Source organism: Desulfovibrio sp. SGI.169 (assembly GCF_050313595.1).
Classification (GTDB): Bacteria; Desulfobacterota; Desulfovibrionia; order Desulfovibrionales; family Desulfovibrionaceae; genus Desulfovibrio.
Genome location: NZ_JBNPLS010000001.1, coordinates 24573 through 43663, shown reverse-complemented (window position 1 = coordinate 43663; position 19091 = coordinate 24573). Strand labels below are relative to the sequence as shown.

Sequence of the window (19091 nt, the reverse complement as noted above, 5' to 3'; positions counted from 1 at the left end):
GCCCCTGCGGCTGACGCGGTATCTGCCAACCGCGGGCGTCATCTTGCGCCTTGCCGCGCGGTCGCATGATAAAACGCGGCGCGGCGGACGGCCGCGCCGGGGCCGCGCCCTCGCCGGGGCATGACCGCCCTGCCATGAAATTCAAACAATATCTGGAGAATATATGAACTACGATCTCTGCCTCCATATAGACGGCAATGACCCCGCCTTGCTGCGCCTGCTGCTGAAAAACGCGTCCAACTACATCAAGGCGCTGCCGGGCGAAAGCTTTCAGCTGGCTGTGGTGGCCAACGGGCCGGCCGTAACCCTGTTCACCACCGAACACGAAGACCTGCGCGAGCTGGCCGCTCCGCTTCTGGATCAGGGCGTGCGCGTCATGCTTTGCGCCAACGCCCTGGCGGACAACAGCATTGACCACAGCCGCGTCTGGCCGGGCTGCACAGTGGTTCCCGCCGGTCTGGTGGAGGTGGTGCGCCTGCAACGCGAGGGCTTTGCCTACATCAAGCCGTAATGCCGCTCATGTGACGCGAGACAACAGGGCCAGGACAGCCCCATACGGCTGGAATGGCAGAACAGCGCCCCTTTCAGCGCCGTCGGGCGGACAGGCAAAATGGGGCGGATGACAAACGGCCGGTTTTCCCCGGCACTTTGCCGGGGAAGGCCGGCCGGGCCTTCAGATTCAGACCTCATTAAAACATATGTTATGGATTTTGTTTGTCGGTAAAAAAGGGCGATTTTCCGCTCGGCGTCCGAAGCGGAGCCAATGGCGGGGCTGACGCCGCAACAATCCCCAAAAAACAGGAAGTTCTCGCGCTGGCAGGCAAATGGGCGATTGCTGGGGGGAGTGCGCTCATGCGCATGACCGAAAAAATCGCCCAGTGACGCGGCCAGCGCCAAAAAGGCCGTTTTTGACGGAATTGTGGCGAAACACAACCAACAGCGCCCCTGAGCAGCAGCGCGTGAATAGGGCCTGATTCTAAATATGGATGTCCGCCGTGGCGGCTGAAAACGGGCAAGGCCCCGCGCCGTCGTGACGGCGCGGGGCCTTGCTTTACCGCAGACGCCGAAATCAGGCTGTGGCGGCCGCAAAAGCGACCGCGCGCAAACCCGCTTCGCTTTAGTCGCTGAAATGGCGCGCTTCCCGCTTGACGCCCAGAGCGATCTTCCAGAGCAGGGAGAGCACCAGCGCCCCCACGGCATAAACGCCGAGGGCCACGGCAATTTCTTTGGCCGTGGGCATGTAGGGCGTAAAGGCTTCAAACATGTTGGGCGTAAAGCCGCCGATAAGCAGGCCCAGGCCCTTGTCAATCCAGCTGGCCGCCACCAGCATGAGCAGGGCCAGCGGCAGCAGGGGGCCGGTGCGCCACTGCGGCGGAATCAGGATGGCCAGAGAGGCGAAGGCCATGATCACGGCGGCCCACATCCAGTAGCTCACCCATGCCAGATGCCCGTCATGCCCGGAGAAGAGGAAGAGCATGGGCTCCATATGCCCCGGAATCTGGCTGTAGAAGGCCGTGAATATCTCCAGCAGGTAGAAGAAGACATTCACGCACATGGCGTAGACAATGATGGTGGACAGGGTCTTGATGGCCTCCCTGCCGGGGTCGAAGCCCGTGAGCCGCCGCACCAGGAAGAGCAGAAGCAGCAGGATGGCGGGGCCGGAGCAGAAGGCCGAAGACAGAAAGCGCGCGGCCATGATGGCGGTCAGCCAGTAGTGGCGGCCGGGAATGCCCGCGTACAGGAAGGCCGTGACCGTATGGATGGAAAAGGCCCAGAGCACGGAAAGGTAGATCAGGGGCTTGACCCATTTGGGCGGGTCCACGTCCAGGCGTTCGGCCTCCAGAGTGACCCAGCCGATGATGATGTTCAGGCAAAGATAGCCGACAAGCACGATCATGTCATAAAACATGACCGAATTGGGCGTGGGATGCAGCATGACGTTGAGCATGCGCTGGGGCTGGCCAAGATCCACCACGATGAACAGGGCGCACATGACCACGGCCGCCACGGCCATGAACTCGCCGAAGATGATCATGCGCTTGAACTTTTTGTAGTGATGGAAGTAGGCGGGCAGAACCAGCATCACGGCCGAGGCCGCCACGCCGACAAAATAGGTGAACTGCGAGATGTACAGCCCCCAGGACACGTCTCGGTTCATGCCCGTGATGCCAAGACCGTTCTGAAGCTGGTCAAGATAGACAAGGCCGCAACCCGCGATGACGCAGAGCAGAAAGAGCAGCCACACATAATAGCTTTTGGGGCCGGTAAACAATTTTTCAAGCATGGCCAGTTCTCCCTAGATGAGGTAGTAGACGCCGGGCTGCGTGCCCAGATTGGGCTTGCGGCGGATACTGTAATTGGCGGCCAGGGCCTGACGCACCGTTGAATTGGGGTCTTCCAGGTCTCCGAAGAGAATCTTGCCGCCCGACGCTTCCACACAGGCGGGCATCTTGCCCTCGGCCAGGCGCTCGGCGCAGAAGGTGCACTTTTCCACCACGCCGATCATGCGGGTGGGAAAGGCCGGGTTGGGCACAGGGTCTGAAAGGTATTTGCGCGGGTCCACAAAATTGAAGGAACGCGCGCCGTAAGGGCAGCCGGCCATGCAGAAGCGGCAGCCGATGCAGCGGTGATAGTCCATGGCCACGATGCCGTCTTCCATCTTGTAGGTGGCCTGGGTGGGGCAGACGCGCACGCAGGGCGGGTTGCTGCAATGGTTGCACAGCAGCGGATACGCGGCCTGGCGCGTCCTGTCGCTGATGTGGGCGTTCATGTCGTCCGGGAAGGCGCGGTCATACTTGTCCAGCCACAACCACTTGATGTTCTGGTTGCCGGGAATGTGCGGCACGTTGTGAACCTTGTGACAGGCTTCGATGAGCGGCTCGTAGTCCCTGGGCGTGTGGAACTGGCGGGTGTCGATGACCATGGCCCAGCGTTTGGCGGTCAGGGCCTTTTCGCCCCGCGCATAGCGGCCGGGCGCTATCTGGGCGCGCGCCGCCCCGGTCGTGCCGGCCAGACTTGCCATCCCGCTGCTCAGGGCAAAGGCGGAAAGCCCCGCCACTTTCAGAAAGCTTCTTCTGCTCGTGTTCATTACTTGCCCTCCGTGGGAATAATGTGGCAAGTCCAGCAATAGGGATAGACGCTGTTGGCCACGTGGCACTTTTCGCAGAAATCCTTGTAGTTGTTGTGGCACTTCAGACAGGTGTTCTGCAGGCTGATGGCCCACTTTTTCCCGTCTTTGGATATATAGACGCGGTTTTCCCTGCGCAGGGCCTCGTCGCGCCACTCGTTGAGCAGGCGCATGTGCTGGGCGCGCATGAATTCCACATCTTCGATGCAGTTTTTTTCATCCTTGGGCAGCGCTATGTCCGTTTTTGTGTAGTTCTGTCCCAGGTAGCCCACCCAGAAAGGAGAGCTGAACAGCACCACAAAAATGACGATGCCCGTGATCACAGCTTTGGCGTTATACATCTATCGGCCCTCCTCCTGCGCCTCAGGCGCATCAGCCGGGCTTTCCTCCGGCTCGTCCTCCGCCACATTGGGCAGGTCTTCCTGACGCATGTCCATGGTGCGCTTGCATTCGCCCTTCATGACCAGAGCGTTGCCCACCAGCTCGTGCAGGCCGCTCACGGTCACGCCCGGCGCCCAGTAGTCGGCCAGCGGGGGCAGGGTGGCGCGGTCGATGGCGCAGACGCAGGCCATGTGGTTAACGCCGTCTTTCTGCTGCACATAGCGCAGGGCGTTGCCGCGCGGCATGCCGGAGCGCATGCGCAGTTCCATGATTTCTTCGGTGTTCAGGCCCGAACCCGCGCCGCAGCAGAAGGTCTGCTCGCGGATGGTGTTTTCGGGCATTTCCACAAAGTTGTTGCAGACGTGTTTGAGCACATAGCGCGGCTCGTCCAGCAGGCCCATGGCGCGCGCCGGATTGCAGGAATCGTGGAAGGTGGTGATGATGTGGTCGTTGCGGCTCGGGTCAAGGTCAAGCTTGTTGTGGCGGATCAGGTCGGCCGTGAATTCCGCGATGTGCACCATCTTGGTGGAAGCGGCGTTGGAAAACACGGTGCCGGTGACGGGCGAAACCGGAACTTCCATATTGGCCGGCGTCGGGCCGTTGTAGGTATCCATATACTGATTGATCACGCGCCACATATGCCCGCACTCGCCGCCCAGAATCCATTTGACGCCCAGGCGTTCGGCTTCGGCGTACATCTTGGCGTTGAGCTTCTTGGCCATGTTGAAGGAGGTGAAGGAACCGAAGTTGCCGCCCTCCGAAGCGTAGGTGGAGAAGGTATAGTCAAGATCCAGCTCGTGGAAGAGCATCAGATAGCCCATGAAGGTGTAGATGCCGGGATCAGCGAAGACATCGCCCGAGGGGGTGATGAAAAGAATTTCGTGCCCCTTTTCATTAAAGGGCGTCTTGGGCCGGATGCCGGTGATGGTTTCGCAGTCGTCGGCCAGCATTTCCACGATTTCCACAAAGGAGTGGGGCTGGATGCCCAGGTGGTTGCCGGTGAAGCTGCAATTCTTGACCGGGTCCATAATCCAGTGGATGCCCAGACCCACTTCATGCAGCAGTTCGCGCACAATGGCCGTGATTTCGGCCGTGTCGATGCCGTAGGGGCAGAACAGCGAACAGCGGCGACACTCGGTACACTGGTAGGCGTAGTAGAAAAGCTCCTTGACCACGCTCATGTCCCAGCCGCGCGCGCCCGCCTTTTTGCCCAGAATCTTGCCGAGCATGGTGTGGTCGCGCCGGTAGAGCGAGCGCAGCAGTTCGGCGCGCAGCACGGGCATGTTTTTGGGATCATTGGTGCCCAGGAAGAAATGGCACTTGTCCGCGCAGGCGCCGCAGCGCACGCAGATGTCCATGAAGAGCTTCAGCGAGCGGTGCTTCTCCAGGCGATCGGCAAAGGCGTCGCAGAGAATCTTTTCCCAGTTTTCCGGCAGGTTCCAGTCTTCCGCGGCCGGGTCCCAATCATGGGGATTGGGCATATGCAGGAGTTCCATGGTTTCTTTTTTGGCCGGGTAGCAGAAGCTGCCCGGCGTGAACTCAGGCTTGGTGTCGAGCCAGCTTTTGTCCGGAAAGGCCGGGCGGCTGGCGACGAGCATTTGCGGCGTAGGTAATTTTGCCATGATGACGACTCCTTACTCGGCGGCCTTTTCGGGTTGCTTCTCCAGCGGCAGGCCGGCTTCGGCCATGGCGTCGCGGTAGGCATCCTCGTACTCAGGGTAGGTGAAGTACTGCTTGGGCGGGTTCCAGGGGTTGATATGGCGCACCCGGCGCGAATTGTTGGCCTGGTTGCGCGTGGGGCTGAAAAACACGCCCGGCATGTGCGCGAGTTTGGAGAAGGGGAAGTAGAGCAGCAGCACGCTGACCAGGGTCAGATGCACGAAGAACAGGGCATTGATGTCCGCGCCGGATACGGGCGCAAAGTGCGTGAGCCCCATGACGAAAATCTTGACCTGGGCGATTTCGGTTTTATCAAAATAGCGCAGACAGATGCCGGTGCCCACGATGCCGATGAGCAGCCAGAGCGGGAAATAGTCGTTGAGCAGGGAGAGATAGCGCAGGCGCTGGTTGAAAATGCGCCGGGCCAGCAGAAAGAGCAGGGCCGCGAGGGCCAGGCCGCCGGTCCAGAAGAAGCGCGGCGCGCCTATCTGCATGATGCCGTCGATGGATTCCAGAAAGGTGACGCAGGAGGGCACGGGCTCCATGAAAAAGCGAAAGTGGCGGATGAAGACCAGCAGGAAGCAGTAGTGAAAGAGCAGGGCGAAAAACCACAGCCATTTGGAGGAATGGTAGACGCTGCGCGGCCCGTTGCTGACGGGGTCGTTTTCGCGCACGTCGGCCAGGCTGTTGCGGAAAAGCGAACGGAAGAAAAAAACTTCCAGAAACATGCGCTGCACAACGCCCCAGGTGGTGCTGGGACAGTCGATCTTGTTCTGCTTGATGAAATCAAGCGATTGTTCCTGACCGCCGGTGGTGGGGATGCAGAAGGGCACGGGCGATTTCGCCCAGTACGCCATGCGCCAGACCATGCCGACGATGAAGACGACCACCGCCACATAAGGCAGCGCGACGCCGAACAGAGAGGCGAGCCCCGCGCTCGCTCCCGCCCAGGCGATGGCCCCTATGAGCAGCACCAGCAGTAATGATGAGAACATTCCCTACCTCGCTTGACTACAAGTTATCCCGACCATCCGGGCGGATTTCGGGAAGGTCTTTGCGCTCCGCGCCTCCGCGGGTCTGCCGGTGGCCCGGCTTTGCCGGGAAGAGGCGGGGCGTATCGTCCCGGCCCTTGCCTTCGCGCCCTGCGCCGTGCGAAAATCGACCGTGACGGGGCCGCCGTCTTCGGCGCAGAGCGCCCCCATGCGCTCAGCGCGCGCCGGACGGGCCTTCCTCCAGCCTTTGCGCCCAGCGCGCCAGTTGGGCGTGCTGGTTGCGGATTTCCTTGATGCGCGACTCCGCCAGCGTTTCGCGGGCCGCGGTGTAAATGTCAAAAGCCAGCAGCGCCAGACTGTCCAGCCGGGATTCGGCCGTGAGGTAGGCGTCAAGTTCTCCCTGCGCGGCCAGCGCCGGCAGAATGTGTTCCCGCAGCAGGGGCTTCATCAGATAAAAAACGCCCAGACCCTGGCTGGGCGTGAAGGTCTGCACGGCGCGCAGCTTCACAAAGCGTTCCAGAGCCGCCTTGATCGCGTCGATTTCCACCTCTTCTCCGGCCACGGCATCATAGAGCATGGCCGCCGCCTCTTTGGTCATGTGGGCCACGGGATTGCCGAACGGGTCTCGCCTGGTGCGCAGGAAACCGGTTGTTTCAAAGGGGTAAGTGGAGTAAACCGCCTCCGTCCAGAGGCGAACCACATCATTTTTCCGGCTGCGAAATATGTCTTGTATGTTCATGGATTTCAACCGCGCCGCCAAGCGTATAGTTTTTTCATATAAGGGGAAGGGGGAAGCGCGTCAAGCCCTTTCGGGCATTTGACGCGCTTTCTTCGGCTTCCGGCACGGCAAGGGGAACGCGTTTCGCGGCTCCAAAGCCGGAGGCAAGGGCGCTTGAGCAGTCCATGAGGCAGGCTTGCCCGCCATCAGACAGAGAACATGCGTCGGATTGCGCCAAAAAGCGCAGTCCGTATCGCTTCCGGCGTCAGATGTCGCTGGTCAGGGGCAGGGCTTCGCGCCGCCGCACTGGCCCACCACTTGAGGGTCCAGGGGCAAGGCGGCGTCCTGCCCGGTCTGTTCGCCGTTCTGGCTGTCCCGCGCGGAAAATGGCGCATCTAGAGACTGCGCGGGCGATGCGGGGTCTGTACGCGCGTCCGCCCGCCGTGATGGAGAAGACGCCGGCTGACGGCTTTGGGCCTGTTGCCTGACTAGCATGCCGGGCAGCCCGTGGTATTCAAAAAAGGGCACGGTCTGCGCGCCGGCGGAAAAGACATGGGCCTTGTTGCGCAGCATTCTGAAGCGCAGCCAGAGCAGATCGGGGTTCAGCGCCGCCAGGCCGCGCGGCGGGGTCACGTCCAGAGACTGGCCCAGCGCCTCGGCCAGGCTCATGCCCGTGTCCAGCAGGCGGCGCATCCGGGCCACCCGGTACACATCGCTGTCATTTTCAGCAAGGGGATAGAAGGCCACGTCCACATGCCCGGAAAGAATGTCAATGCCCTCGCGGCAGCTTGGGCAGGAGGGGGAGAAAAACATGCGCACCGCGGCATCCTCGGCGCCTTCCGTGATGGGCCAGATCGCGGCCTGGGAGCGGGCCACCGCCCCCACATTGACAGTGAACAGCAAAAGCCAGACGAGAAGCAGAACCGAGCGGCGGGGGGGGATGCCGCGCCTGTGCGCCTGTCTCTGCTCCGCCTGGCGAAAGCCCAGATAGGTCAGGGCAAAGAACACGGCCGCCGCCAGACAGCTCACGCAGGGCGCGGTCAGGGCCATGAGCAGCAAGAGGCAAATATCGCCCAGCAACGTCAGGCCGGCCAGAAGGCGTCCCGCCGCGCTCGCTCCCAGCAGGGCCAGCAGAGCCAGCAGGGCGAAGACTCCCGTGCCCAGCCACCAGAGCGAAATGCCGTTCACCGTGAAATCCTGATACAATGCGCAGCCGGCCGTCACGCAAAAGCTGACGTCATTGCCGAAGGCGCTCCAGGCGCAGAAAGCCGCCGCCGCTAACGCGATGCACAAAGGTCCGGTGAGTATCTCGCGGGATTGCTTCATGAAACACCTGTGGTATGGCTGTGAGGCGCGTATGCGCCGCGTTTTTCAATACCCGTGGGGGAAGACCGCTTCCGCGGGAAGCGTTTGAACCGTAACAGCATAAAATGTATAGGCTGTTTTTTGTCTTTCGTAAAGCGCTGGCGCTTTCGGCGCGGCGCGCGCGTCTGATTCGGGTTTTGCCGGCCGTTGCCTGACGCCGTTCACTCCGGGCCGGCCTTTCCGGCGTGCCGCGCTTGCCCTGAGCCGGCTTGCGGCATATGAGAAAAACAATGCGGATCGAAAACGGCGTGTGCCGCATGAAGCCCGCATGCCGTTTTCCAGCCCGGGCACGGATGCCCGCGCCGCCGCGCTCGTGCCGCGCGCCGGTCTGTCCGTTGCCCCGCGTGGCGTTGCGGCAACGTTGCGCGCCTGTTTCGCAAACCAGTTCGGAGAAAAGCCATGTGGAAAAATGTCATGCCGCTGGGCGTCTGCGCGTTTCTGCTTTGCGCCTGCGGCGGCGCGCGCAGCGCCAGACTGCCTGACGGCGGCGAAGGGTATTCCATTAACTGCAACGGCGAGGACAATGACTGGGCGGACTGTTACAATCAGGCGGCGGACAAGTGCGACGGCCCCTATGAAATCGTCAGCACCAACACCATGGGCGTGCGCGACACGCCCATGCGCAACATTATCGTGAAGTGCAGGAAGTAGCCCGACCTGCCTTGAACACGCCCTAATCGGCCTGGCTGATCTGCTCCAGCATTTCCCTGGCCGTGCCGTTGTCCGGCTCCTGTTCCAGAGCCTGCCGCAGCAGCGGCAGCGCGTGCATGTTGTCGCCGGTTCGCATGAATACCGTGGCCAGGTTGACGGCCACGGGGGCGGACCGGCGCGGCAGATCCGGGTTGAGCGCCAGGGCCTTGAGCATGGAGGCGCGGGCGGATTCAAAGTCTTTGCCTTCCAGATAGGCCATGCCCAGATTGTAATGCAGCTTTTCGTCGTTGGGGGCCACCTGCAGGGCCTTGCGGTACTCATCGGCGGCTTCGCGCCATTTGCCGGCGCGGCGCAACAGAATGCCCAGGCGGTTGAAGATGACGAGATCCTCCACGCCCCAGAAGGCTTTTTTGCCTTCCAGGCCGCGCTGTAAAAAGGCGGCCGCTGTTTGCGGATCCGTATCCATATAGACGTCAGCCACACGGAAGGCCACGCCCGAAACATATTCCTTGGCCTCGCGGTCAGAAAGCTGCATGGCCTGGTCAAATATTTTTTTGGCCTTGTCCAGGCGGTTCAGCTTCAGATAAAGTTCGCCGATGGCCAGTTTGCGATCCACATTCAGGGGCGAAAGCTCGTCCAGACGTTCCAGACAGGCCAGCCTTTTGACCACATTGCCGGTTTCCTCATGCAATTCCGCCAGCTTGCGCAGGGGTTCAAGATAGATGGAAGAGGTGCGGCTGGCGTTTTCATACGCTTCGCCGGCCTTGTCGTATTGCCGCATGGCGCGGAAAATATCGCCGATGAGCAGCAGGGCCGCCGCTGAGTTGGCCTTGAGCTCCAGCGCTTCCTGGCAGACCTGCAGGGCGCGCAGATGCTCGCCCTGATCCAGCAGGGCGCGCGCCCATGCCAGCATCCGGTCCAGTTTGCCATGGGGCTTGGTGGTCAGCGCGATTTTTTCCAGCAGGGCCTGCGCGCCGACGGGCTTGACGATGCAGTTGTCCACGCCGCTTTCGTGCAGCAGCACAAAACGCTGTTTGTTGGCTTCGTGGCTGACGATGATGATCCACAGTTCCGGAAAGCCGTTCTTGAGCTGACGGAGCAGATAGGTCATGTCACGGTTGCCGAGATTCTGCTCAACGATCAGCAGGGGCTTTTTTTGGTCGGAAACCAGCCGGCGCACCGTGTGCAGCAGCATATCGGCGTTGCTGCTGACAGTCAGGCAGCCTGTGGGCATTTTCAGCCGCGCGCAGACAAGCTCGCGCAGCAGGTCGATAAAGGAACTGTCGCCGGAAATGCAGATGATCTGGCCGGTATCGCGCAGGTATTCGATGACGGCTTCGCCATAGGACTTGTCTTGATTTTTGCTGCCGGCCACGGCTTTTTCCATGGTCTGTTTGATTTGTCTGACCTGGATACGCTTTACAAGGCCTTTTTTTGCGCTGTCATCCACCTGAAGCCTCCGTTTCACCAAAAAATACAAACGCGTTGTGGTGAATCAGCATAAACAAAAGAATTTCCCCCGTCCAGCGGGCAGTGAACCGGGGACCGGCCTTGCAGAAGCGGTATTCATGGCCGCCGGGTCAGGTGATAGACGCGCGGCACCATGTACATCAGACTCATCTGGCGGTGGGTGGGCGCATACTGCGTGGCCACCACCACAGAGCCCAGATTCCAGAGCCGGGCGTCGTCGCCCTCTCCGGCCGAAGGCGGGCCGAAGCGCTCTTTCACCATGTCAAGAATGCGCCCGGCCGTGGCCTTGTCCGGCGCGGCATAGTCGATTTTCAGAAAACCCAGCGGCGCGGCCGCGCCCGGCCCGTAACAGACGGCCATCTGTTCCGCGCCGGGCGCGGCGCGGCGCACGTCGTACAGGTCGCAGATAAAGTCGTCGCTCTCGCGGCTGGCGGGCGTGCCGGCTTTCTTCAGGGCCGCGCGCATGGCGGCGCGGTCGGTATTGTCCAGCTTCTGGCCAAAAAGCACGGCGGCTGGTCGGGCCGGGCCTTCTTTGGCCATTTCCTCCAGCTCGCGGATGGCCCCGTCCGCGCCGTTCATGGCCGCCGCATACAGCAGCAGGGCGGCGCGGGAGGGATTTTTTTGCACACCGCGCCCGACGCGGTAAAAATGCCCCAGACGCGCCAGGGCTTCGGTTTGCTGCTGGGCCGCGGCCCGGCTGTACCAGGCGGCCGCCGCCTTGTCGTCCCGCGGCACGCCCCGGCCCCGTTCATACAGCAGCCCCAGATTATACTGCGCTTCCGCTTGTCCCTGGCGAGCCGCCAGGTCAAACCAGCGGGCCGCCTCAGCGGGATTGGCGGGCATGCCGCGCCCCTGCTCCAGCATGCGGCCGTAATTGCTCATGCCTGAGGGATGCCCCGCCCTGGCTGACTGGGCGAACCAGTGCAGCGCGCGGCCCGTGTCAGGCTCCACGCCCTGACCCTGATCATAAAGCACGCCCAGGTTGTTCATGGCCTGCCCGTCGCCCTGTCGGGCCAGCTTTTGCCAGATGTCTCTGGCGGTGAGAAAATCCCCCTGAGTGTATGCGCGGGCGGCGTCGCCCGCCGGGCCTTCCGGCAGGGGCGGCGTCCGCTCCGGGAGCTGATCCGAAGTTTTTTTACCCTGTGAAAGGGGGGGCGAGTCAGGCGCGGACGCCTCCGCATTCTTCGTTGCGGATGCGGCGGCCGTCGCCGTAACGGTGCTGGCCGCCGCGTTTTTATTTTTGCGCGCCCTGGAGGCTTTTTTGCGGGCCGGCGCGGCCCTGGCGGCGTCGGAGGGGCTTGCCGGAGGCGGCGTCTGAACCTGTTGCGCCGCGTCCGCCGCCCGGGCGGCGGGCGTGCCGCCGGGAGCGGTCAGCGTCAGGGCCAGCGCCAGAACCAGCGCCGGGGCCAGGAATACGGGCAAAACCGGGCGCGTGGGACGCTGTAAAGATAAAACAATGGTCATGCGCGCTTATTCCTTTCCGGGCAACACCAGAGGAAAGTCGGGGGTGAAGCTGTCCAGCATGTCCAGCAGTTCCTTCAGGGCATGGGGGTCGCCCTGAAGCATGCCCTGCTTCACCGCGTGATCCACGGACAGGCGTTTTTCAAACAGGGCCATGAGCGCGGGCATATCAGCGGTCAGGGTGAGGTCAGGGCTGATTTCCGCGTCGGCTTCGCCCGCGCGCAGGTGGGAGTGCAGCACGCTGTTGCCCAGTCGCAGGCTCCAGACCTGTTCCCGATCTGACACGTTCACCAGCAGGTTGAGTTCGCGGCCTTCAGCGCGTTGGGCATTGAGGCGCACGCCCAGATAGTCGAAATAGATATCCGGCGTCATGGCCCGCGACTGGCTGTTGCTGTGCTGCGCGGCGTTTTTGCTTCTGGCGGGGGGCAGGCCGCGCAGTTCCCGCGCGCCGCTGAGGTAAAAATTGCGCCAGGGGCCGCTTTCCGCCTGGTAGCCCAGCTGTTCCAGGGCGTCCGCCGCCAGCGCGCGGGCCTCCGTATTGCCTGGGTCGGCAAAGATGACATGGTTCAGCACCTGGGCCACCCAGCGGTACCGGCCCTGCGCAAAATCCCCGCGGGCGCGCCGCACGACGGTTTCGGCCCCGCCCATGTATTCCACATACCTGCGGGCGGCCTCACGCGGCGGCAGGGCGTGCAGGTGCGCGGGGTTGCCGTCGAACCAGCCCAGATAGAAATTGTATACGGCTTTGACGTTGTGATTCAGACTGCCGTAATAGCCGCGCAGGCCGAAGATGCGATTCAGCGCCGGCGGCAGACGCAGGTTTTCCGCTATTTCCAGCATGGTTCGGCCCTGATTGGCCAGATGCAGGGTTTGGTCATTGATGTAGCGGTAGAGGTCGCTGGTCAGGGACAGGGCCCGGCGCACCCGCGCGTTGCCCCAGACCGGCCAGTGGTGCATGCCGTAGAGCACTTCGGCTTCATCGCCCCACTGGGCCAGGGTTTCATTGAGGGCGCGGCTCCAGCTCAGGGGGTCGCGCGTCTTGGCCCCGCGCAGGGTATAGAGATTGTGCATGGTGTGGGTGCAGTTTTCGGCGGCGGTCAGGGCCTTGAGTTCGGGAATGTACCAGTGCATTTCAGCCGGGGCCTCGGTATTGGGGGCCAGCAGAAAGACAAACGTCAGGCCGTCCAGCGCAAGGCGTTCGCCGCTTCTGGATATGGAGCGCGTGGGCGGTATGAGCCCGGTGGCGCCGGAGGAATTTTTCAGCCCCAGCCCCGCGCCCACATGGCCGGCGGGCGACGGCGGCAGCAACTCGCCGTACATGTACTGGGCCCGGCGGCTCATGGCCGTGCCGGCCATGACGTTTTCGGACATGGCCGCGCGCAGAAAGCCTTCTGGCGCGATGACCTGCACCGTGCCGTTTTTGACGTTTTTTTCAGAGATCACGCCCAGCACGCCGCCGTAGTGGTCCACATGGCTGTGCGAGTAAATGACCGTATGCACGGGCCTGCGCGGGCGGTGTTCGTAATAGAGGTGCAGGGCGGCCGCCGCGTTTTCCGCGGAAATCAGCGGGTCAACCACAATCAGGCCCGTGTCGCCCTCAATGATGGTCATATTGGAAAGATCGGCGTTGCGCACCTGGTAGATGCGCTCCGTAACCCGGTACAGGCCGTCGCGCAGAACCAGTTGCGACTGTCGCCAGAGACCGGGATGCACCGTGTCCGGCGCGGGCGTGGGCATGATGCGGGAGGGCGGCATGTCCCGGCTCATGGCCGGAGCCAGAAAAGCGTATTCTTCAAGATTCCAGGTTTCCCGGCCCTTTTTGTCCAGAATGCGGCCCTGATCCGGCAGGGGGGCGATGAAGCCGCGCCGGGCGTCCTCATAATCCTGCCGGTCGTTGAAATCCAGCTCGCCGGCCGCGGCCTCGTTGGCCGCGCGCGTGACGGCGGTGGCCGGTTTTTCGGCCATCTGCGCGGGGGAAGCCGTCTGGTTCATGGCGCTGGGCGCGCCCGCGCAGCAAAAAAAGCAGGTCAGAACTGTCGCGACAGGCAAGGCATACTGAAAAAAAGACATTGTTCCCCCTTATGGTTGCCGCTTGGGGCAGCCGAAGTGCATGAAATCCGTTTCCGGCAGGCTGGTCAGGCGCTCGTCGGGCGTCAGAGCGTGCCCCTGCCAGTCGCGAATGACGGCATTGAGCCGCTCCATATTGACATAGGAAAGCAGCGCGGGCCAGTGGTCGGCCATGGCCCGCAGCACCCGGGCGTAAGCCACTTCCCCGCCGTGAAAACCGTCGATAAATTCGCAGTCGCCGGAGGCGAAGGAGCGCGGGTCTGTAAAGTCCAGCGCGTCGATGCCGCGCGCCAGCAGGGCTTCGCGCAGGGCGAAGAGATGGGGATAAGCCTCCTGATGTTCGCGCATGGCCGTCAGCACCCGCTCGGAAAGCGGCGCGATGAAAACAAAGGTCTGGATGCCGCGCGCCCTGAGCCGGCAGCGGATTTCGGCCAGAGCGTCCAGATGTTCCGGGCTGGGGGCGTCCTGATTCTTCCCGGCCCGGTAAAAGGCCTTGATGCCGTGGCGCACCTGGCTGAGCGTGTCGCTGAACTGATAGTCAAAGGGGCGCTTTTGCCCGGTAATTTCCGCCGTGTAGTACCATGAGCCGTCCGGGCCAAAGCCGTCGTCGGTCTGCTGGGCCATGACGCCGTACCGTCCGGCCCTGAAGCCGCGCCCAAATGGGCCCAGCAGGGGGGCCGCCAGCTCCGTCAGGGAGATTTTGCCGTCCAGCAGCCAGCTCCAGGGTTTTTTGAGGCTCTCAAAACCGTAATTGTAGGAACCGCTGGTGGGCGGCGCCTCATCAAAGGGGCGGGCCTCCCACTGGGGCATGAACCACCAGAAATCCAGCCCCAGAATCACGGCCTGAGGCCTGTGGACGCGCAACATGGCGTCCAGGGTGGAGCGCAGCGCCGCCAGATTGCCCGCCACGCCGCCCATGTTCAGAAATGGCCTGCGGAAGCAGGCGGCGCGGAACTGCATGACCCGTGAGGAGCCCACGGCCGCCACATCCGGCCTGACGGCGGCATAGAGCCGCAGCTTGTAATCCACAAAATCCTGGGACACCCCGGATCCGAACAGGGCAAAGCCGCCACGGGCCTGCTCCGCCACGGCGCGCTCCACAGCCACGTCACCGCTTTCATACAGCCACCACCATGTATAGGGCGCAAGCAGAACGCCGCCCAGCAGGGTCAGAAACAGCAGGGTTTTGAGATACCGGCGCAGATAGGCGGCATTGTCCGGCGGGCGGGAGGGGGCGGGCGTTTGGGGCGCGGGCCTGGGCCCTGCGGCCTCTGGCGTGGAACTGGATATTCGAAAAAGTCGCATGGGCGGCTCCGGCGCTAAAACTGGAAGTACAGAAAGGTGGACTGGCGCGATGCCAGAATCAGCGCGGCGAAGGTCAGCAGGGCCAGACCTGTGGCCCAGAGGCCGGATGGCCGCCAGAACAGCCGGGGGCGGGAGCCGTCGCGGCGGCCCTGAAGAATCTCGCGACTGTTGGGAAAGGCCCAGACCAGCACGGCGCAGAGCGCCAGCAGGGCAAAGGGCTGCCAGCCCTGAAAATAGTGGTTGGGCAACCATTGGGCCAGCAGGGCGGATGCCCCGCTCAGGCCCTGCGTTGCCACGCCGTCAGGCCCGCCGGGGGAAAGGCCCAGCGGGCCCGTGAACATGGCCGTGTAAACGCGCAGCGCGCCATCCAGGCTCATGGCCCGAAAGACCACCCAGCAGGCGTTGATGCACAGAAAGGTAAAGGCGATGGAAAGAGGGCGCAAGGGCGTCGCGGCCAGAAGGACTTCCAGGCGCGAACCCCTGATGCGAATGCGGAAAAAGTGATTGATGCTGAGCATCAGGCCGTGCAGGGCGCCCCAGAGCATGAATGTCCAGCCCGCGCCGTGCCATGCGCCGCCGATGAGCATGGTCAGAAAAAGGTTGCGGTACTGTTTGAGCCGTCCGGCCCGGTTGCCGCCCAGGGGGATGTACAGAAAGTCGCGCAGCCAGGCGCTGAGCGTGATATGCCAGCGCCGCCAGAAGTCCACGATGCCCGTGGCCTTGTATGGCGAATTGAAGTTTTCGGGCAGGCGCAGGCCCAGCATCAGGCCCAGGCCCAGCGCCATGTCCGTGTAGCCGGAAAAGTCGAAATAGAGCTGAAAGGTATAGCAGAAAGAACCCAGCCATGCCTCGGCCCCGCTGAGGGGAAAGGCCTTTTCCGCCGCATTGAACACGGCGTCGGCGTACAGGGCGATACTGTCGGCCAGCAGCACCTTTTTGGCCAGACCCATGCTGAACAGGCTGAAGCCGCGCGCCAGGCCCTCGGCGTCGGATCCGGTCATGGCGTCGAACTGCGGGCCCATCTGTTCGTAACGCACGATGGGGCCGGAAATGACATAGGGAAAGCAGGAAGAGAAAAGCGCGTGCCGGATCAGGCCCTGCGGCGCGATCTGGCGACGGTACACGCTGACCAGCCAGGCGATCTGAATGAACGTGTAGAAAGAAATGCCCGGCGGCAGGCCCGGCGGCTGAAAATCCCATTGGCTGTGGAAGAGCGCGGCCAGATTCCGGCCCAGAAAGCAGGAGTATTTGAACCAGAGCAGCGGCAGCAGGTTGAGGGTCAGGGCCAGCCCCAGCAAGTCTCTGCGGGACAGCCGCCGCGGCGCGAGGCCCTCCCTGCGCTCTTCCGGTGCGGCCAGGGCCAGCCCGAAGGCGTAGTTCATGCCTACCATGACTGCCAGCAGCAGGAGAAAAGCCGCGCCCCACAGGCCGTAAAACACGGCCGAAAAGAACAGCAGCGCCAAGGCCAGACGCGCGGAGCCGAAACCGCCGAGCAGATGCCAGACCAGCAGCAGAAGGGGCAGAAAGCAGAACAAAAAGGGATAGGAATTAAAAAGCATAGGCGACTCCCGGCGCGGAATCTTCGCCCGGCGCGTTGCTGCGGCGCGGCGATGCTTCAGCACCGCCGCCGGTTTGGCGTAGCAGGTCGGGCCGACGGGGCGCGCCGGACGATTGTGGCCCGCCACGCGCCGCATGCCCGCGCGCAACATGGCGGATGCGCCCTTGATTCGCGCGGCGCGTAACGATGGGGCGGTTTTTGGCGCGCTGCACAATGGCCCCTGGCTTTTCCAGCTTCACCGCCGCAGGCGTTTCACTTCAGTCTGGTTCTGTTGAGCGCCGCTCCTTGCGCGCTAAAACGGTCTTTTTGCCGGGGCAAGCCCCCTGCCGGCGCAAGCCGGGCTTGCGCGCAAGGCTTGCGATGTCTGTCGCGGCGGACAAAAGCGGCGGCTTGCCCTTCTGGGGAACGGTAATAAACGACCGCCGCGGCGCAAAGCGGGGCTGAGAGGCGGCGGGCGCCCTAGTGCCTACTTGCAAAAGCAGACACTGCAAAACCCGCAAGGGTTTGCGGCGGCGTAGCCGGGTTCATTTGCGAAAAACCACGTTTTTTCGCCAACGATCCCGCACAAATTCTTCGCGGAATTCCGCGCGGAATTTTTGCAATTAGACACTAGGGGTTGAGCTCCGAACGGAATTTGCGGGACAGTCGAAAGACCATCACCTTGCGCGGCGGCAGGGTGATGGTTTCATCCGTCTGCGGATTGCGCCCCTTGCGGGACGCCTTGTCATAGCACTCGAATTTGCCGAAGCCGCTGATCAGCAGGGCGCGATCTTTCTTGATGGCGGTCTTCATGATATCCAGGAGCTTCTCCATCACGTTTTTCACGTCCACGCGGTTTTTGTCGGTCTCTTCGTAGATGGCCTCCACAATATCCGCTTTGGTCAGTGTTTTTTTCATCGTGAGTTTCTCCGGCCGTTCATGCTGCGTTGGCCGCGGCTTCCGCCGCGCGGACGATCCCCCGCGCCATAACGTATGGCGCGCATCCGCTTCACACAGGTGACACTTTCTTTTATAAATACACGCAAGTCACGGTCTGAGCAAGATTTTTCTTCTTTGCCCGGCCGGTTGCGCAGTGATGCGCCACTGATTCCGCAGTCAGCGAGGCCGCATGTCGTCCCTTTCTCCGCTCCCGTCCCGCGCGCCGCTGGTTGCGCCCTGGCCGCCGCCCGCGCGTTCGCGGCCCATTATGCCGTTTTTTCTGCCCTTTCAGGGTTGTCCGACACGCTGCGTTTTCTGCGCGCAGGATATGCAGACCGGCCAAAGTGGGTTCAGGCCCGACACGAACGGCATGCTGGGCAAGGTTCGCGCGGCGCTGGAACTGCGCGCCGCGCGCGGTCTGCCGCCGGCGGAGCTGGCCTTTTACGGAGGCACGTTCACCGCTCTGCCCGACGCGGAGCGGGAAGTCTGCCTGAAGTTCGCCGCTGCCGCTCTGGCGCGGGGGCATATTGTCGGTTTTCGCTGCTCCACCCGGCCCGACTGTCTGGATGCGGGCGCCATGTCCCGTCTGCGTCAGGCAGGCTGCACGACAGTGGAACTGGGCGTGCAGAGCTTCGCGGACGCGGCCCTGCGGGCCGCCCGGCGCGGCTATGACGGCGCGGCGGCTCTGCGGGCCTGCGCCCTGGTCAGGGCGTCGGGTTTGCGGCTGGGCGTGCAGTTGCTGCCGGGCATGCCCGGCGTGAGCCCGGAGGTCTTTCTGGCGGATGTGGCCCAGGCTTTGGAGGCGGGCGCTGACATGCTGCGCTTTTATCCCTGCCTGGTGCTGGCGGGCACCGGCCTGGCCAGGCTCTGGCGCGCCGGGGAGTATGCGCCCTGGGACATGGAGAGCACGCTGGACAGCCTGACCAGCGGCTGGCTGCTGGCGCGGGCGGCCCATACGCCGGTCATCAGGATGGGTCTTGCGCCGGAGGCTTCTCTGGCCGGCGTCGTCCTGGCCGGCCCCGTTCACCCGGCGCTGGGCGCGCGGGTTATGGGGCGGGCGCTGCTGGCGACCGTCAGAAGCCTGGCCGCCCGCGCGCCGGCGGGGCGACTGGCGGAGCGGCTGGAAGCGCCGCGCGCCTGCCAGGGGTATTTTTGGGGCCACGCCGGCGAATTGCGTTCCGCCTGGGCCGCGCTGGGCCTTGGCGCAAACGAGGTGCGCTACACTGGCGACGCCGCGTTGCGCCTCTGGCTGCGCCCGTAGACGGGTGGGCGCGCCGTGGTTTGCCCGCCCGCATGGGGCCGCGCGGCAACCGCAGGCGGCCTGGACGGCGCAAACGCCGCAAAGCGGGTTTTGTCACCAACAAGAACGGCCGCCGGTGGCAACCGGCGGCCGCAGAGAGGGAGGATGTTCCGATGGTT

At 63.2% G+C, this 19091-nt stretch carries 17 protein-coding genes; 4 read left to right on the top strand and 13 right to left on the bottom strand.

The window, feature by feature from the left end:
* Positions 1-163: 163 nt before the first annotated feature.
* The gene (locus ACQRA4_RS00195) at positions 164-511 is read left to right on the top strand and encodes a DsrE family protein (protein ID WP_427821059.1); all 348 of its coding nucleotides are present in this window, start codon (positions 164-166) and stop codon (positions 509-511) included.
* Positions 512-714: 203 nt separating this feature from the next.
* Complete coding sequence (locus ACQRA4_RS00190; protein ID WP_427821058.1) at positions 715-882, top strand: hypothetical protein; 168 nt, start codon at positions 715-717, stop codon at positions 880-882.
* Between the two features lie 235 nt (positions 883-1117).
* Here the strand turns inward: ACQRA4_RS00190 and dsrP are convergent, their stop codons facing one another.
* From dsrP to ACQRA4_RS00155, 7 genes are all read right to left on the bottom strand, one after another.
* A complete protein-coding gene (gene dsrP / locus ACQRA4_RS00185) occupies positions 1118-2284 on the bottom strand; it encodes a sulfate reduction electron transfer complex DsrMKJOP subunit DsrP (protein ID WP_427821057.1) in 1167 nt (388 codons plus the stop codon).
* Between the two features lie 12 nt (positions 2285-2296).
* Positions 2297-3088, bottom strand: coding sequence for a sulfate reduction electron transfer complex DsrMKJOP subunit DsrO (dsrO, locus tag ACQRA4_RS00180; protein ID WP_427821056.1), 792 nt, complete (start codon positions 3086-3088; stop codon positions 2297-2299).
* On the bottom strand, positions 3088-3468 hold the full coding sequence (gene dsrJ, locus ACQRA4_RS00175) for a sulfate reduction electron transfer complex DsrMKJOP subunit DsrJ (protein WP_427821055.1): 381 nt from the start codon (positions 3466-3468) through the stop codon (positions 3088-3090). Before dsrJ ends, dsrO begins: the two co-directional genes overlap by 1 nt.
* On the bottom strand, positions 3469-5130 hold the full coding sequence (gene dsrK, locus ACQRA4_RS00170) for a sulfate reduction electron transfer complex DsrMKJOP subunit DsrK (protein WP_427821054.1): 1662 nt from the start codon (positions 5128-5130) through the stop codon (positions 3469-3471).
* 12 nt (positions 5131-5142) lie between these two features.
* A complete protein-coding gene (gene dsrM / locus ACQRA4_RS00165; RefSeq protein ID WP_427821053.1) occupies positions 5143-6162 on the bottom strand; it encodes a sulfate reduction electron transfer complex DsrMKJOP subunit DsrM in 1020 nt (339 codons plus the stop codon).
* A gap of 211 nt (positions 6163-6373) precedes the next feature.
* Positions 6374-6898 carry an RsbRD N-terminal domain-containing protein gene (locus ACQRA4_RS00160; RefSeq protein WP_427821052.1) on the bottom strand — a complete coding sequence of 175 codons (525 nt, stop codon included), beginning with the start codon at positions 6896-6898 and terminating at the stop codon, positions 6374-6376.
* Between the two features lie 258 nt (positions 6899-7156).
* Entirely contained in the window at positions 7157-8203 is a 1047-nt protein-coding gene (locus ACQRA4_RS00155) for a hypothetical protein (protein WP_427821051.1), read from the bottom strand.
* Between the two features lie 438 nt (positions 8204-8641).
* Here ACQRA4_RS00155 and ACQRA4_RS00150 point away from each other — a divergent pair, with 438 nt between their 5' ends.
* Complete coding sequence (locus ACQRA4_RS00150; RefSeq protein ID WP_427821050.1) at positions 8642-8893, top strand: hypothetical protein; 252 nt, start codon at positions 8642-8644, stop codon at positions 8891-8893.
* Positions 8894-8915: 22 nt separating this feature from the next.
* On the opposite strand, the gene ACQRA4_RS00145 is transcribed toward ACQRA4_RS00150, so the two are convergent.
* From ACQRA4_RS00145 to ACQRA4_RS00120, 6 genes are all read right to left on the bottom strand, one after another.
* Entirely contained in the window at positions 8916-10343 is a 1428-nt protein-coding gene (locus ACQRA4_RS00145) for a tetratricopeptide repeat protein (protein WP_427821049.1), read from the bottom strand.
* Positions 10344-10459: 116 nt separating this feature from the next.
* A complete protein-coding gene (locus ACQRA4_RS00140; RefSeq protein ID WP_427821048.1) occupies positions 10460-11827 on the bottom strand; it encodes a tetratricopeptide repeat protein in 1368 nt (455 codons plus the stop codon).
* Positions 11828-11833: 6 nt separating this feature from the next.
* Entirely contained in the window at positions 11834-13894 is a 2061-nt protein-coding gene (locus ACQRA4_RS00135; RefSeq protein WP_427821047.1) for an alkyl/aryl-sulfatase, read from the bottom strand.
* Between the two features lie 9 nt (positions 13895-13903).
* Positions 13904-15196: a hypothetical protein gene (locus ACQRA4_RS00130; RefSeq protein WP_427821046.1), complete on the bottom strand. Its 1293-nt coding sequence runs from the start codon at positions 15194-15196 to the stop codon at positions 13904-13906.
* Positions 15197-15210: 14 nt separating this feature from the next.
* Positions 15211-16755: an MBOAT family O-acyltransferase gene (locus ACQRA4_RS00125; RefSeq protein WP_427821045.1), complete on the bottom strand. Its 1545-nt coding sequence runs from the start codon at positions 16753-16755 to the stop codon at positions 15211-15213.
* 608 nt (positions 16756-17363) lie between these two features.
* Entirely contained in the window at positions 17364-17651 is a 288-nt protein-coding gene (locus ACQRA4_RS00120; protein ID WP_297825735.1) for an HU family DNA-binding protein, read from the bottom strand.
* A 211-nt stretch (positions 17652-17862) separates the two neighbouring features.
* Here ACQRA4_RS00120 and ACQRA4_RS00115 point away from each other — a divergent pair, with 211 nt between their 5' ends.
* Positions 17863-18933 (top strand): elongator complex protein 3, encoded by a 1071-nt coding sequence (locus ACQRA4_RS00115; RefSeq protein WP_427821044.1) that lies wholly within the window; start codon positions 17863-17865, stop codon positions 18931-18933.
* The last annotated feature ends 158 nt before the right edge of the window (positions 18934-19091 follow it).

Coding starts and splice junctions, on each gene's coding strand:
- ACQRA4_RS00195 (WP_427821059.1), top strand. CDS start 164: ATGAACTACGATCTCTGCCTCCATATAGACGGCAATGACCCCGCCTTG.
- dsrP (WP_427821057.1), bottom strand. CDS start 2,284: ATGCTTGAAAAATTGTTTACCGGCCCCAAAAGCTATTATGTGTGGCTG.
- dsrO (WP_427821056.1), bottom strand. CDS start 3,088: ATGAACACGAGCAGAAGAAGCTTTCTGAAAGTGGCGGGGCTTTCCGCC.
- dsrJ (WP_427821055.1), bottom strand. CDS start 3,468: ATGTATAACGCCAAAGCTGTGATCACGGGCATCGTCATTTTTGTGGTG.
- dsrK (WP_427821054.1), bottom strand. CDS start 5,130: ATGGCAAAATTACCTACGCCGCAAATGCTCGTCGCCAGCCGCCCGGCC.
- dsrM (WP_427821053.1), bottom strand. CDS start 6,162: ATGTTCTCATCATTACTGCTGGTGCTGCTCATAGGGGCCATCGCCTGG.
- ACQRA4_RS00160 (WP_427821052.1), bottom strand. CDS start 6,898: ATGAACATACAAGACATATTTCGCAGCCGGAAAAATGATGTGGTTCGC.
- ACQRA4_RS00155 (WP_427821051.1), bottom strand. CDS start 8,203: ATGAAGCAATCCCGCGAGATACTCACCGGACCTTTGTGCATCGCGTTA.
- ACQRA4_RS00150 (WP_427821050.1), top strand. CDS start 8,642: ATGTGGAAAAATGTCATGCCGCTGGGCGTCTGCGCGTTTCTGCTTTGC.
- ACQRA4_RS00140 (WP_427821048.1), bottom strand. CDS start 11,827: ATGACCATTGTTTTATCTTTACAGCGTCCCACGCGCCCGGTTTTGCCC.
- ACQRA4_RS00135 (WP_427821047.1), bottom strand. CDS start 13,894: ATGTCTTTTTTTCAGTATGCCTTGCCTGTCGCGACAGTTCTGACCTGC.
- ACQRA4_RS00130 (WP_427821046.1), bottom strand. CDS start 15,196: ATGCGACTTTTTCGAATATCCAGTTCCACGCCAGAGGCCGCAGGGCCC.
- ACQRA4_RS00125 (WP_427821045.1), bottom strand. CDS start 16,755: ATGCTTTTTAATTCCTATCCCTTTTTGTTCTGCTTTCTGCCCCTTCTG.
- ACQRA4_RS00120 (WP_297825735.1), bottom strand. CDS start 17,651: ATGAAAAAAACACTGACCAAAGCGGATATTGTGGAGGCCATCTACGAA.
- ACQRA4_RS00115 (WP_427821044.1), top strand. CDS start 17,863: ATGTCGTCCCTTTCTCCGCTCCCGTCCCGCGCGCCGCTGGTTGCGCCC.